Source organism: Cryobacterium sp. M25 (assembly GCF_002929635.1).
Classification (GTDB): domain Bacteria; phylum Actinomycetota; class Actinomycetes; order Actinomycetales; family Microbacteriaceae; genus Cryobacterium; species Cryobacterium sandaracinum.
Genome location: NZ_PJJU01000028.1, coordinates 18,134 through 31,828, shown reverse-complemented (window position 1 = coordinate 31,828; position 13,695 = coordinate 18,134). Strand labels below are relative to the sequence as shown.

The 13,695-nt window shown below is 68.1% G+C and carries 13 protein-coding genes; 10 read left to right on the top strand and 3 right to left on the bottom strand.

The genetic code is table 11. From position 1 onward, the window contains the following. Window positions 1-343 precede the first annotated feature (343 nt). Complete coding sequence (locus CXY81_RS01555) at window positions 344-2,095, top strand: proline--tRNA ligase (protein ID WP_104171527.1); 1,752 nt, start codon at window positions 344-346, stop codon at window positions 2,093-2,095. A 21-nt stretch (window positions 2,096-2,116) separates the two neighbouring features. Here the strand turns inward: CXY81_RS01555 and CXY81_RS01550 are convergent, their stop codons facing one another. Beyond that, window positions 2,117-2,938, bottom strand: coding sequence for a DUF1206 domain-containing protein (locus tag CXY81_RS01550; protein WP_104193746.1), 822 nt, complete (start codon window positions 2,936-2,938; stop codon window positions 2,117-2,119). A 155-nt stretch (window positions 2,939-3,093) separates the two neighbouring features. Here CXY81_RS01550 and nusA point away from each other — a divergent pair, with 155 nt between their 5' ends. The 4 genes from nusA (at window position 3,094) to rbfA (ending at window position 7,974) form a co-directional block, all read left to right on the top strand. Further along, window positions 3,094-4,107 (top strand): transcription termination factor NusA, encoded by a 1,014-nt coding sequence (gene nusA, locus CXY81_RS01545; protein ID WP_104171529.1) that lies wholly within the window; start codon window positions 3,094-3,096, stop codon window positions 4,105-4,107. 8 nt (window positions 4,108-4,115) lie between these two features. Further along, entirely contained in the window at window positions 4,116-4,373 is a 258-nt protein-coding gene (locus CXY81_RS01540) for a YlxR family protein (protein ID WP_104171530.1), read from the top strand. Window positions 4,374-4,449: 76 nt separating this feature from the next. Next, entirely contained in the window at window positions 4,450-7,308 is a 2,859-nt protein-coding gene (gene infB, locus CXY81_RS01535) for a translation initiation factor IF-2 (RefSeq protein ID WP_104193745.1), read from the top strand. Window positions 7,309-7,407: 99 nt separating this feature from the next. Further along, window positions 7,408-7,974 (top strand): 30S ribosome-binding factor RbfA, encoded by a 567-nt coding sequence (rbfA, locus tag CXY81_RS01530; RefSeq protein WP_104193744.1) that lies wholly within the window; start codon window positions 7,408-7,410, stop codon window positions 7,972-7,974. A 101-nt stretch (window positions 7,975-8,075) separates the two neighbouring features. Here the strand turns inward: rbfA and CXY81_RS01525 are convergent, their stop codons facing one another. Further along, window positions 8,076-8,930 carry an A/G-specific adenine glycosylase gene (locus CXY81_RS01525; protein WP_199182903.1) on the bottom strand — a complete coding sequence of 285 codons (855 nt, stop codon included), beginning with the start codon at window positions 8,928-8,930 and terminating at the stop codon, window positions 8,076-8,078. 85 nt (window positions 8,931-9,015) lie between these two features. On the opposite strand from CXY81_RS01525, the gene CXY81_RS01520 reads away from it, so the two are divergent. Beyond that, window positions 9,016-9,672, top strand: coding sequence for a hypothetical protein (locus tag CXY81_RS01520; RefSeq protein WP_104193743.1), 657 nt, complete (start codon window positions 9,016-9,018; stop codon window positions 9,670-9,672). Window positions 9,673-9,701: 29 nt separating this feature from the next. Here CXY81_RS01520 and CXY81_RS01515 read toward each other — a convergent pair whose 3' ends face one another. After that, complete coding sequence (locus CXY81_RS01515; RefSeq protein ID WP_104193742.1) at window positions 9,702-10,706, bottom strand: ketopantoate reductase family protein; 1,005 nt, start codon at window positions 10,704-10,706, stop codon at window positions 9,702-9,704. Between the two features lie 129 nt (window positions 10,707-10,835). Here CXY81_RS01515 and truB point away from each other — a divergent pair, with 129 nt between their 5' ends. The 4 genes from truB (at window position 10,836) to CXY81_RS01495 (ending at window position 13,615) form a co-directional block, all read left to right on the top strand. Further along, a complete protein-coding gene (truB, locus tag CXY81_RS01510) occupies window positions 10,836-11,813 on the top strand; it encodes a tRNA pseudouridine(55) synthase TruB (protein ID WP_104171553.1) in 978 nt (325 codons plus the stop codon). Beyond that, a complete protein-coding gene (locus CXY81_RS01505) occupies window positions 11,810-12,178 on the top strand; it encodes a hypothetical protein (protein ID WP_104171535.1) in 369 nt (122 codons plus the stop codon). Before truB ends, CXY81_RS01505 begins: the two co-directional genes overlap by 4 nt. A 67-nt stretch (window positions 12,179-12,245) precedes the next feature. Next, window positions 12,246-12,689 carry a hypothetical protein gene (locus tag CXY81_RS01500; protein ID WP_104193741.1) on the top strand — a complete coding sequence of 148 codons (444 nt, stop codon included), beginning with the start codon at window positions 12,246-12,248 and terminating at the stop codon, window positions 12,687-12,689. Continuing rightward, the gene (locus CXY81_RS01495; RefSeq protein ID WP_104171537.1) at window positions 12,686-13,615 is read left to right on the top strand and encodes a bifunctional riboflavin kinase/FAD synthetase; all 930 of its coding nucleotides are present in this window, start codon (window positions 12,686-12,688) and stop codon (window positions 13,613-13,615) included. The genes CXY81_RS01500 and CXY81_RS01495 overlap by 4 nt, the downstream gene beginning before the upstream one ends. Window positions 13,616-13,695: the final 80 nt, after the last annotated feature.

The following is a 13,695-nucleotide window of genomic DNA, read 5'->3' as shown; positions in this document are numbered from 1 at the left end:
GTTTGTGTTTCTCGTGTTCCATTTGTCTATCCAATCCTGAATTCAGGAGGACTGTCCGGAAACACCGGGTCACCCCACGCCGTATTGTGCGGCGTGTTGCGAAAATCTCCGAGGTTAGCGACCGGCCGCAACGGATGCCCGGGGCGGGAGCGTCTGCACGTCGGGTCGCCAGGTCTCGGCGAGCGCGACCGCCGCTGGCGCGACCGCCGCTAGCGGCACCTCGGTCAAGACGGTTCGCGGCGCAGGTTGTGGAATCCGGCGGACCGCGGAACAGGTGCCGGCGTCCACCGGGTGCGCCGCGACGTCTGTCCGCGCGCCGTAAAGTGGGTGAGTGCCTATTCGTATGTCCAACTACTTCCTCCGTACCCTCCGCGAAGACCCCTCGGACGCCGAGGTCACCAGCCACCGCCTGCTGGTGCGCGCCGGTTACATCCGCCGCCAGGCCCCCGGAATCTTCGCGTGGCTGCCGATCGGTCTGCGCGTCAAGGCCAAGATCGAGACGATCGTGCGCGAGGAGATGGCCGCGGCCGGCGCCTTCGAGGTGCACTTCCCGGCCCTGCTGCCGCGGGAACCCTACGAGATCACGGGCCGCTGGGACGAATACGGCGACGGCCTCTTCCGGCTCACGGACCGCAAGGGCAGCGACTTGCTCCTCGCCCCCACCCACGAAGAGGTCTTCACACTCCTCGTGAAGGACCTCTACAGTTCCTACAAGGACCTGCCCCTGTCGATCTTCCAGATCCAGGACAAGTACCGCGACGAGGCCCGGTCCCGCGGCGGGCTGCTGCGCGGCCGCGAATTCACGATGAAGGATGCCTACTCCTTCGACTACACGGATGCCGGCCTCGACACGAGCTACCAGGCTCAGCGCGACGCCTACGAGCGCATCTTCACCCGGCTCGGCCTCGAGTACGTCATCGTTCAGGCGGATGCCGGCGCAATGGGCGGCTCCAAGAGCGAAGAGTTCCTGCACCCGACCCCGGTCGGCGAAGACACCTTCGTACGCTCGGCCGGCGGCTACGCGGCCAACATCGAGGCGTTCCGCACGGTCGTCCCGCCATCGATCGACTGGGCTGGCTTCCCCGCCGCCGAGGTCTTCGACACCCCGGGCACCCCCACCATCCAGACCCTGGTGGATCGGGCCAACAGCGATCATCCGCGTCCCGACGGCCGCGCCTGGACCGCCGCGGACACCCTCAAGAACGTCGTCCTCGCGCTCATCCAACCCGACGGCACCCGTGAACTCCTCGTGATCGGCCTCCCCGGCGACCGCGAGGTGGACCTCAAGCGCTTCGAGGTGGCCGTCACCCCCGCCGAGGTCGAGGCCGCGAACGAAACGGACTTTGCCAAGTTCCCCGGGCTGGTCAAGGGCTATATCGGACCCTGGAGCGCGAACGGAGCGGTGTTCGGTGAGAAGTCGACCACCGGCATCCGTTTTCTGGTTGACCCGCGCGTGGTGGAGGGCACCGAGTGGATCACGGGCGCGAACGAGCCCGGCCGCCACGTCTTCGGTCTCGTCGCCGGCCGGGATTTCGCGCTGGGCGGCACCATCGAGGCCGCCGAGGTTCGCGTCGGCGATCCCGCGCCCGACGGCTCCGGCCCGGTGGAGCTGGCCCGCGGCATGGAGATCGGCCACGTTTTCCAACTCGGCCGAAAGTACGCTGAGGCGCTCGGCCTGAAGGTTCTCGACGAGAACGGCAAGCTCGTCACGGTCACGATGGGTTCCTACGGCATCGGCGTCACCCGCATCCTCGCCACCATCGCCGAACTCAACAACGACCCGAAGGGCCTGATCTGGCCCGAGACGGTCGCGCCGTTCGACGTGCACGTGATCGCCACCGGCCGGGACGATGTGGTCTTCGAGACTGCCGAAACCGTTGTCGCCATGCTGGAGGGCACCCAGCGCGACGTGCTCTACGACGACCGCCGCAAGGTGTCGCCGGGCGTCAAGTTCGGCGACGCGGAACTGATCGGCATCCCCGTCATCGTCATCGTGGGCCGTGGCGCCGCCGACGGCATCGTGGAACTCTGGGACCGTCGCACCGGTGAGCGCACCCAGGTGGCCATTGCCGAACTGGCCGCCAGCTTCGCCTGAGCGCCCGGCCCGGCTGAAGGTTCAGAGGCGGGCGAGCCGCGCCTGGGCGAAGCAGTACACGCCATAAGCGATCACCCCGGCGCCGACCAGCACCAGGATCGCCACCCCGAACGGCAGCGCCACGAGTGACTTCAGCGCACCGTCCATGCCGGTGGCCTTCTCCGGGTCGAGCGTGAAAGCCGCCACGGTGAAGAGGATGCCCACGGCGGCCAGCGCGATGCCCTCCGCTATGTAGCCCACGGTTCCGAGGATGACGACCACCGTGCCGGCCGGGCCGCCGGGCACCGTGATGCTGTCGGTGAAGCCATGGCTGGCGCCGCGGTGAACGAAGACGCCGCCGATCACGACCACGGCCAGGCCGGCGACGAAGAGCAGCACGACGCCCCCGGGAATCGACAGCAGTCTCGCGGTCGAGTCGCTGGCTGTTTCCGACGAGCTTGCCGAGGCTCCGCGGGCGAACGTGAACGCCGTCCACGCGATGAACAGGAAGACGACACCCTTGCCGATCAGGACGGCGCGGTGGGCCCACTTGCGTTTCGGATCTTGGGCGGGTTCAAGGAACACCTGTACCAGATACCAGAGGCCGAGCGAGGCCAGGCCGAGAACCACCGTCCAGAGCACGAACACGCCGCCGGGGGTTTGGGCCAGCTGCCCGAGCGCGCCAGACTGGTCTGCCGACTCGCCACCGGCGCCCGTTGCCACGCTGATTGCGATGGCGCCGATCATGACGTGAAGCAGGCCGTTCACCGCATAACCGGCGCGGGCCAGAAGTTGGAAGGTGCGGCTGCCCTCGACGGTGCGTGCAGCGTGGTGAGCGTTGTCGGATACGGAATCGGCGGCCATCCGCCCAGCGTAGCGCCGCGCTCGGGCCGAGGGGAAGGCAGTTTCGGTGCGGGACGGGCCTGGGTCGGGTGACGGGCGTCCGGGGATTCGGCTAATCTAGGACGAGCCCGCTGCGCAGTTTCGCGGCGGCAAGATCTGAATAGAGGAGGCCGGCCATGGACATCGACCTCAGCGTGTTGCGGCAGTTGGAGCGCGAGAAAGAGATTCCCTTCGAGGAACTCGTGCGGATCATTGAGCAAGCAATTCTGACGGCCTACGTGAAGCACACCCACCAGGGTGAAGTCTCCACGAAGCAGGTCGTCGAGGAAGAGCCGGAAGCGCGCGTCGTCCTCGACCGCAAGACCGGCCACGTCGACATTTTTGTGCCCGAACACGACGAAGAGGGCAACGTCGTCGGCGAAGCCGTCGGCAACCCCACCGACTTCGGTCGCATCGCGGCCTTCGCGGCCAAGCAGGTCATCAACCAGCGTCTGCGCGACCTGGCCGATGACGCTGTGCTCGGTGAATTCAAGGGCCGCGAGGGTGAGATCGTCGCCGGGATCATCCAGCAGGGTCCGAACCCGCGCATGATCCACGTCGACTTGGGCACGATCGAGGCGATCCTGCCGCCCGAAGAGCAGGTGCCGAGCGAGAGCTACGTGCACGGACAGCGCATTCGCGTCTATGTCACTGCCGTCGGCAAGGGCCTCAAAGGCCCGCAGATCACGGTGTCCCGCACGCACCCTTCGCTGGTGCGTCGCCTCTTCGCCCTCGAGGTGCCGGAGATCGCCAGCGGCGTCGTCGAAATCGTCTCGCTTGCCCGTGAGGCCGGTCACCGCACCAAAATGGCCGTTCGCGCCACGGAGCCCGGCGTCAATGCCAAGGGCGCCTGCATCGGCGAACTCGGCCAGCGCGTGCGCGCCGTCACCGTGGAGCTCAACAACGAGAAGATCGACATCGTCGACTACTCGCCAGACCTGGCCACCTTCGTCGCCAGCGCACTGTCGCCGGCCAAGGTCACCAGTTCCTACGTGATCGACGAATCGATCAAGGCCGTTCGAGCCCTCGTTCCCGACTACCAGCTGTCGCTGGCGATCGGCAAGGAAGGTCAGAATGCGCGCCTCGCGGCCAAGCTCACGGGTGCGAAAATCGACATTCAGCCGGACAGCATTCTGGAGGACACGGAATAGGGGGTACGATGAATCCCGTTAGAACGTGCATTGGATGCCGTTTGCGCGCTCCGCGATCCTCACTTCTGAGGGTTGTAGCCCGAGAATCGGAACTCGTGGTGGATGAAACCGCCACTCTGCCTGGGCGAGGTGCGTGGCTGCATCCCACTACCGCGTGCTTCCAGGACGCACTGCGGCGACACGCTTTCGGGCGTGCCCTTCGCGTGACCAGTTCAATGGACGCGAATCAACTAGAGAACAGGCTGAACAGGCTTATGGATAACTAATGAGCGGCTCGAAATGAGACCCGTCCGTTACTAACGGTCTGCCCCTTTCCGGGTGCAGACCCGGAACAGGAGAATTGTGGCTGCGAAACCACGCGTACACGAGATCGCTAGCGAGCTCGGCGTCGACAGCAAGGTTGCCCTTGCTAAATTGAAAGAGATGGGCGAGTTCGTCAAGGGCCCGTCCAGTAGCGTTGAACCCCCGGTAGCGCGCCGTCTGCGCGCCGCCCTGGCGGCCGATGGCTCCAGCACCGCGGCTCCCGCCGCCACCGCTACAGCCCCAGCCGGCGCCACCCCCGTCGCCGCGACAACCCCCGCGAAGCCGGGCGGCGCACGTCCGTCCCCGGCCAAGTTGGCCGTCAAGCCGGGTGTACGTCCCGTCGTCGAGGTCCCCGCAGCGGTTGCTCCGGCCGCGGACGCCCCGCCGATGCCGACCGCCCCGCTCACAGTCGCCGAGCGTCAGGCTCAGGCTACCGAGAAGGCTGCGGCTGCCGCGAAGGCTGCGGCTGCCGCGATCGTCACCGAGACCGTGACCGCGACGGATGCCCCGGTCGCCAAGACCGCGGGTGGCGCTTCGGGCGCAGCCAAACCCGGTGCGTCCGTGCCGAAGCCGCCGGCGGCTCGTCCGGGCAACAATCCGTTCGCCAGCAACCAGGGCATGGGCAAGACCCCGAGTCCGCGTCCCGGCAACAACCCGTTTGCGAGCGCGCAGGGCATGGGCCAGCGCCCGCCGTCCACGTCTTCGCCCAGTAACATTCCGCGCCCCGCGGCCCCGCGCCCCGGTGCACCTCGTCCGGGTGGACCCGGGCAGGCCCCGCGCCCGACTGGTTTCGGTCAGCGTCCGGGTGCGTTCCAGCGTCCCGGTGGCGCTCCGGGTGGTGCCGGCGGCGCACGCCCCGGCTTCCACCGTCCTGGTGGCGCCCCGGCCGGAGCCCCCGGCTTCGGCCCGCCCCGTCCTGCCGGTGGTGGCGGCGCCGGAGGTCGCGGTCGCGGCCCTGGCGGCGGAACCGCTGGCGCGTTCGGTCGCGGTGGCGGCAAGAACAAGGCCCGCAAGTCCAAGCGGACGAAGAGAGCAGAGTTTGAGCTGCGCGAGGCTCCGTCGCTGGGTGGCGTGAGCGTACCCCGCGGCGATGGCGGAACCGTGGTGCGTCTGCGCCGCGGTGCGTCCATCACGGACTTCGCCGACAAGATCGACGCGAGCCCCGGAAACCTGGTCACGGTCCTGTTCCACCTCGGTGAGATGGCCACGGCAACCGAGTCGCTCGACGAGGCCACGTTCGACGTTCTCGGCTCCGAGCTCGGTTACAAGATCCAGATGGTCTCTCCGGACGACGAAGACCGCGAGCTGCTGCTCGCCTTCGACATCGACATCGACCAGGAGCTGGAAGACGAGACGGATGACGAGCTTGTCGCCCGTCCCCCCGTCGTCACCGTCATGGGTCACGTCGACCACGGCAAGACCGCGCTCCTGGACGCCATTCGCAACGCGAAGGTGGCCGCGGGCGAAGCCGGCGGAATCACGCAGCACATCGGTGCCTACCAGGTCATCACCGAACACGAAAGCATTGAACGCGCCATCACCTTCATCGACACACCGGGCCATGAGGCGTTCACCGCCATGCGTGCCCGTGGTGCCCAGGTGACGGACATTGCGATCCTCGTGGTCGCGGCGGACGACGGCATCATGCCGCAGACGATTGAGGCGCTCAACCACGCCCAGGCCGCCAACGTGCCGATCGTGGTTGCAGTCAACAAGATCGACAAGCCCGGCGCCAACCCGCAGAAGGTGCGCCAGCAGCTCACCGAGTTCGGTCTCGTCGCCGAAGAATACGGTGGAGACGTCATGTTCGTCGACGTGTCGGCGAAGCAGGGCACCGGCATCCAGGAAGTCCTGAACGCCGTGCTCCTCACCGCTGACGCCGGTCTCGACATGCGGGCCAACCCGGACAAGGACGCTCGCGGCGTGGCCATCGAGGCTCGCCTCGACAAGGGTCGTGGCGCCGTGGCGACCGTGCTCATCCAGTCGGGAACTCTGAACGTCGGGGACTCCATCGTGGCGGGCACGGCCTACGGCCGCGTTCGTGCGATGGCAGACGAGAACGGCGTGCCCGTGCTCGCCGCAACCCCGTCCCGTGCCGTCCAGGTTCAGGGCCTCTCCAGCGTGCCGCGTGCAGGCGACACCTTCCTGGTGATTCAGGAAGACCGCACGGCTCGTCAGATCGCCGAGAAGCGCGAAGCCGCCGAGCGCAACGCCCTGCTGGCCAAGGCCCGCAAGCGGATCAGCCTCGAAGACTTCACCCGTGCACTCGAAGAGGGCAAGGTCGAATCACTCAACCTCATCATCAAGGGTGACGTTTCCGGTGCTGTTGAAGCCCTGGAAGAGTCGCTGCTCAAGATCGAGGTCGACGATTCGGTTCAGCTGCGCATCATCCACCGCGGAGTCGGTGCGGTCACGGAAAGCGACGTCAACCTCGCCACCGTCGACAACGCCATCATCATCGGCTTCAACGTGCGCCCCGACACGAAGGCACGCGAACGCGCAGCCCGTGAAGGCGTGGATGTGCGCTTTTACTCGGTCATCTACAACGCACTCGAGGACATCGAGAACTCCCTCAAGGGAATGCTCAAGCCCGAGTTCGAAGAGGTGCAGAGTGGTGTCGCCGAGATCCGCGAGGTGTTCAGCTCCTCCAAGTTCGGAAACGTCGCCGGCGTCATCGTACGGTCGGGCGTCATCACGAGAAACGCCAAGGCGCGGGTAATCCGCAACGGTGTCGTCGTGGGAGACAACCTGGGCATCGAGTCACTGCGCCGGTTCAAGGACGATGTCACCGAGGTCCGTACGGACTTCGAGTGTGGTATCGGCCTGGGCAAGTTCAACGACATCCAGATCGGTGACGAAATCGAGACGATCGAAATGAAGGAAAAGCCGCGGGTCTAAGGACGTACGGATGATGGGTGTGGGTTTCGCCGGGGTTCCTGAACTCGGACGCGGCGGGGCCCGCACCTTCGGTAATTTTTCGACAATAGGAGTTAGACCATGGCAGATCCGGCACGCGCCAGGAAAATGGCCGACCGCATCAAGGTCATCGTGGCCAAGCGCATCGAACGCGGACTCCGCGATCCGAGGCTCGGTTTCGTGACCATCACCGACGTGAAGGTGACCGGTGACCTGCAGCACGCCTCGGTGTTCTACACGGTCTACGGTTCGGCGGAGGAACGAGCCGACAGCGCGACAGCGCTCAAGGCGGCCACCGGCATGCTGAGGAGCGAGGTCGGTAAGAACATCACCGCCCGGCTGACGCCGTCGCTCGAATTCATCGCGGACGCCATCCCAGAGAATGCGGCCCTGATCGACGACCTGCTGCGTGAGGCGCGCGAGCGCGACACGCAGGTTGAGGAGCAGGCTCGCACGGCGAAGTATGCCGGCGACGAGGACCCCTACGTCAAGCCGCGCGAATACGCCGAAGACGACGACGAAGACGAAGGCGAAGACGAAGGCGACGACGAGGAAGACGACGAGGAAGACGACGAGGCGCAGCCCGGGGGCGGCCAACACGCCGAAGTTCCCGCCGAAGTTCCCGCCGGGTCGCATTTGCAGAAGTAAGGAAGCAACACCTGCCGGTCAGTGACCGGTCGGCCGTGCCGGCCCGCATCATCCGTCAGCGGTGTGCGGGCCGGTTCGGCTTTTCTCGCGCCCGAAGGGGCTTATTCCTGCGGCAGGGTGTACTCGCCGGGCGCGGTGGCAATGGCGAGGCCGTCGGACAGCAAGCCCGCCAAAGCCCGGTCACGCTGGGGTGAGTCGGCCCACAGGTCGGTGATCTCGGCATCCGTCACCGGGTGCCGGGTGGCGCGAAGCTCGGCCATGATCAAGCCGCGCACCTTTCGGTCGCTGCCCTCGAACTTCTTCTGCACGGCTTTGCGCGGGCCGGAATAGGGCGGGTAGTCCGCCAGGCGCCAGGCGCAGGCGGCGCGGATGGGGCAGTCATCGCACCGGGGGATCCTGGCGGTGCAGACCACGGCGCCCAGCTCCATCATGCCGGCGTTGAATACGGCGGCGTCGCTCACGGGGAGTGGGAGCAGCGCGCTCATGGCGTCAAGGTCGCGGGTGCGGCTGGGTGGGGCCGGTTCGGCCTGACCGGCCACGGCGCGCGCGATGACGCGCCGGGTGTTGGTGTCGACGACCGGATGCCGCAGGCCGTAGGCGAACGCGGCGACCGCCCTGGCCGTGTAGTCGCCGATCCCGCTGAGGGCCAGCAATGCCTCGACGTCGGCGGGGACCACCCCATCGTGCCGCTCGGTGATCTCCACCGCGGCCGCGTGGAGCCACAGAGCGCGGCGAGGGTAGCCCAGGTTTGCCCAGGCCCGCACCGCCTCGCCGGGCGGGACCGCCGCGAGGTCACCCGGGGTCGGCCAGCGCTCGAGCCACTCCGCGAGCCGGGGAATCACCCGGTTCACCGGGGTCTGCTGCAGCATGAACTCGCTCACCAGCACGCCCCAGGCGCCGAAGCCGTGCCGGCGCCAGGGCAGGTCGCGAGCATTGCCCCGGAACCAGGCGTTGATGGCGAGGCTGAGGGCAGGGGAGCCGGCTGCAGGAGCAAGCGTGAGCGTGAGCGTGGCATTCACCGTTCTAATCTAGGCTCGAAAGATGAAGCTTGCCTCCACTCCCCGGATCGAGTTCCTGCGGGAACTCGTGACCGAAATCCTTGGCGTCTACGGTCTCGGTCGCACGGTCGTCGCCATCGACGGCACGGATGCCGCGGAGCGCGCCGCTTTCGCCGACGACCTGGCCGCCGTGTTCGATGAGCGGGAGCATCCGGTGTTCTCAGCCTCCCTGCGCGATTTCCGGCGGTCGCGCGCGGAGCAGGAGCGCTTCGGCCCGGAATCTCCCGAGCGGCTGCTGCGCCACCTGTACGACTTCTCGCTGCTGCGGCGCGTGTTGCTCGACCCGTTCCGGCTGGGTGGCAGCACCGGTTTCGTCACCCGGGCGTTCGACGCCGACCGGGATGCCTGGATCCAGCCCACCTGGCTGACCGGGCCGTCCGACGCCACGCTGATTCTCGACGGCGAGTACCTGAACCGCAAGGAGTTGCGCGACCTGTGGTCGTACAGCGTTCTGGTGGAGACCGAGGCGGACGCGGTGCGCTTCGGACCAGGCGGTGCCGAGGATACCGGCACGGTCACCGAACACGAGGTCGCCGACCGGCTGTATCGCGGCGAGGTGCGTCCGCGCAGCCGGGCCACGGCCATCGTCGACGTGAGCAACCCGGCCGACCCGCGCCGTGTGTTCCTCGACAGCTGCTGATCGGGGTCTCGGGTCACGGGTCGCGACGGTCAGTGGCGGAGCGCCGCGAACCGCTCGAGCACGTCGTACGGGGCCAGCGGCACCCCGCGTGCCTCGACCTCGTGCACGAGAGTGGTCAGCAGCTCGTTCACAGGCGCCCGCACGCCGGCCAGGGCGGCTTCCCGCACCACCGCGCCGTTGAGAAAGTCGACCTCGGTGAGCTGCCCGCGCTTCAGGCTCTGCTGCGTCGAACCCAGGTTCGGCACGTCGCCCATGCGGGCCTTCAGCCTCAGCGGCAGCACCTGGCCGAGGGCCGGCGGCAGCCGCGAGAAGGCTCTCAACGGCCGGTCGCCGAGCCCCTGCAGGCTGCCGAAACGCACCCCGCGCTTCATCCCCACCCCCACGGTCTCGCGCATGCTCTCGGTCATCACGCGGCGCAGCCCGGCGTGGTCGATGACATTCTGAACGCTCATCCCGGTGATCGCGGGTAGTGCGTTGAGCATGTTGACGACGAGTTTGGTCCACTGGGCGCCGACGAAGTTGTCGAGGGCGACGGTGGGCACGGCGCCGGCGAGCACGTCCCGCCAGGCGAGCGTGGCGGCATCCGCGGCGCCGGTTCCCCGGCCCAGATAGGTGGGCGCGGCGGTTGTGATCGTCACCTGGCCGGGTGCCGCGTAATTCGCCGCGATGATCGACAGGGCGCCGAAGCAGTCCGAGCGGGGCAGCAGAGAGCCCGCGGTGAGCACCCCGTCGAGGCCGTTCTGCACGACGATCACGGGGGAGCCATCGAGCACCCGGGCGTTCTCGCCGATGGCCGCAGCCGCATCCTGGGCCTTGGTGCAGACGAGCGTCAGCTGCGGGGTCCGGGCCAGACGTTCGAGCACGAGCGGATGCTGGCGTACGGTTCCGAAGGCCCCGGTCAGTGAAATCCCCTCGGCCCGGATGGCCGCCAGCGCCGGTCCGCGCGCCGTCACGGTCACCGTATGACCGGCCCGGGCGAGCAGGGTCGCGAACGTGCCGCCGAGGGCACCGGCTCCGATCACCGCAATATTCATCCCCCCAGCCTAGGTCGCGCCCGATGGGTCAGCGCCGGGCCGGGGCCGGATACCATGTCAAGAATGAACGAAGCATCCGGCGGGCCAGCCAGCGAACCGACAGTCGAACGGACGCCCGGGCAGCGGTCGATGAAGGTCGGCGCCACCGTCAGCGGACTCCTCCTGGTCGACAAGCCCCAAGGCTGGACCAGCCACGACGCCGTCGCCCGCACCCGCCGCCTGGCCGGCACCCGCAAGGTCGGCCATGCCGGCACGCTGGACCCGATGGCCACCGGCCTGCTGATCCTCGGCATCAACAGTTCCACCCGCCTGCTGACGTACGTCGTCGGCCTCGACAAGGAATACCTGGCGACAATTCGACTGGGTGCGTCGACGACGACCGACGACGCCGAGGGTGAAGAGCTGGCGCGGGCATCCGTCGACGCCGTGGCCGCCGTCACGCCGGAAGCTGTCGCGGCCGGAATCGGCGCCCTCACCGGCGCCATCGCGCAGCAGCCCAGCTCCGTCAGCGCCATCAAGATCGACGGCAAGCGCGCCTACGCCCGGGTGCGCGCCGGCGAGGAAGTGGACTTGCCGGCCCGCCCCGTCACCGTGAGCGCGTTCGAGATGCTCTCCCTGACCCCGGCCGACGGCTTCCTCGACCTCGAGGTGCGAGTGGAGTGCTCCTCCGGCACGTACATCCGGGCGCTGGCCCGCGACCTCGGCGCCGCCCTCGATGTCGGCGGCCACCTCACCAGCTTGCGCCGAACCCGGATCGGCCCGTTCGGCATCGACATGGCCCAGCCGCTCGCCGAGCTCGACGTCGCTGCCGGACTGATCGGCCCGACGGATGCCGCCACGCGCATCCTGGGACGCCTCGACCTGACAGAGCAGCAGGCCATCGACCTCGGACACGGCAAGCGCATCGCGGTGGACGGCGCAGTCGGCATCGACGCCGAAGCCGGCACGGCGGTGCCGGTCGGCCCGGTGGCCGCGGTCGCGCCGGACGGCCGGCTGGTCGGCCTGGTCGAGTACCGCGGCGACCACGCCAAGTCCCTGCTCAACTTCCCGCCCGATCAGGTCGCCGATGCCCCGCAAACCGCGGCAGCCCCGAAGGCCACCGCATGATCGAGTGGTTCATGTGGCTCCAGTTGGCCATGGCCACCCTCGCCGGCCTGCTCTGCATCGCCCTCGGCCTGGCCGGGCGCAAACCCAGCGACCTCACCATGGGTGCCACCGCGCTCGTGGAGCTGCTGCTGATCGTGCAACTCGTCGTCGCGATCGTCGCCCCGCTCACGGGCAACACCGCGACCGGCAGCCTGCTCGAGTTCTACACCTACCTGATCAGCGCAATTCTCGTGCCCGTGGCCGCCGCAGCCTGGGCGCTGATCGAACGTAGCCGCTGGAGCACGGTCATCTTGGGCGTCGCCGGGCTGGGCGTCGCCGTGATGGTCTACCGCATGTGGCAGATCTGGACCGTCCAGGGCCTGTGAGATTCAGCGCCGAGAAGTCCGGCGCCCGTGAAATCAGATCCACGGATGCTGCGATAATTAGGAAGCCATGACCGCACAGCAGAGCAACGCCGCAGGGACGCCCGCCGAGACCGCTCGGCCGACCCCGGTGACCGGCATCGGGCGCGTGCTGATCGCCGTCTACGGCCTCCTCGCGCTCGCCGCCACGGGCCGCTCCTTCGTGCAGATCGCCTCCAAATTCGCCGAGGCACCGTTGTCCTACTCACTGTCCGCGCTGGCCGCGGTCGTCTACATCGTCGCCACGGTGGCCCTGATCAGGAGCGGCGGACGCTGGCGCCGCGTGGCCTGGATCACGATCGGCTTCGAGTTCGCCGGCGTGCTGGTGGTCGGCACCCTCAGCCTCGTCGACCCGGCCCTGTTTCCGCACGACTCGGTCTGGTCGTTGTACGGCCGCGGCTACCTCTTCATCCCGCTCGTGCTGCCGGTCCTGGGCATGTGGTGGCTGTCCCGGAGCGGGAAGGTGCGCGAGTGAAGGTGCTGCGCGGCGTCGCCGATATCCCGGCCGACTGGCCGGCCTCCGCGGTCAGCATCGGCAAGTTCGATGGCGTGCACGCGGGGCACCGCGCGGTCATCGCCGAGTTGCAGGCACTCGCCGACAGCGACGGACTGGCCTCCGTGGTGGTGACCTTCGACCGGCATCCGCTCGCCGTGCTTGCCCCCCAGGAGTGCCCACAGACCCTGATCAGCACCGAACAGAAGCTTGCCTTGCTCGCCGAGACCGGCGTGCGCGCCACCCTCCTGCTCGAGTTCACCTCGGCGTTGGCCGCTCTTTCGCCCGAGGACTTCATTGAGAGCATCCTGGTGCAGGGGCTTCACGCGCGCACCGTGCTGGTCGGCCGCGACTTCCGGTTCGGCGCTCGCGGCGCCGGCGATGTGCACCTACTGCAGGAGCTGGGGGACCGGTTCGGGTTCACCGTGCGCCTGATCGACGACGTGAAACCAGACCGGATGCGCCGGGTCTCGTCGACCTGGATCCGCGAGCTGCTCTCCCGCGGCGAGGTCGGCGCAGCCACCACCCTGCTCGGGCACAACCCGACCGTGCGCGGCGAGGTCGTGCACGGCGCGAAGCGAGGACGCGAACTCGGCTTTCCCACGGCCAACCTGTCACCGGCGTCCGAGGGGCTCATCCCCGCGGACGGGGTCTACGCGGGCTGGCTGACGGATGCCGGTATCCGCTACCCGGCGGCCATCTCGGTGGGCAACAACCCCACCTTCGACGGTGTGGCGCAGAAGCAGGTCGAGGCCTTTGTGCTCGACCAGGACATCGACCTGTACGACCATGTGGTGGAGGTGTCCTTCGTCGAACGTATCCGCGGCATGGTCGCGTTCACCGGAATCGAACCGTTGATCGTGCAGATGCACGACGACGTGGAAAAGGTCCGCGGCATCCTGGCCTGACGCGGGCATCCTGGCCTGACCGGGCATCTCGCTGTTGAGAGTCGGCTACTTGGTCGGGCCGCTGCTTTTCGGGCTGCTGC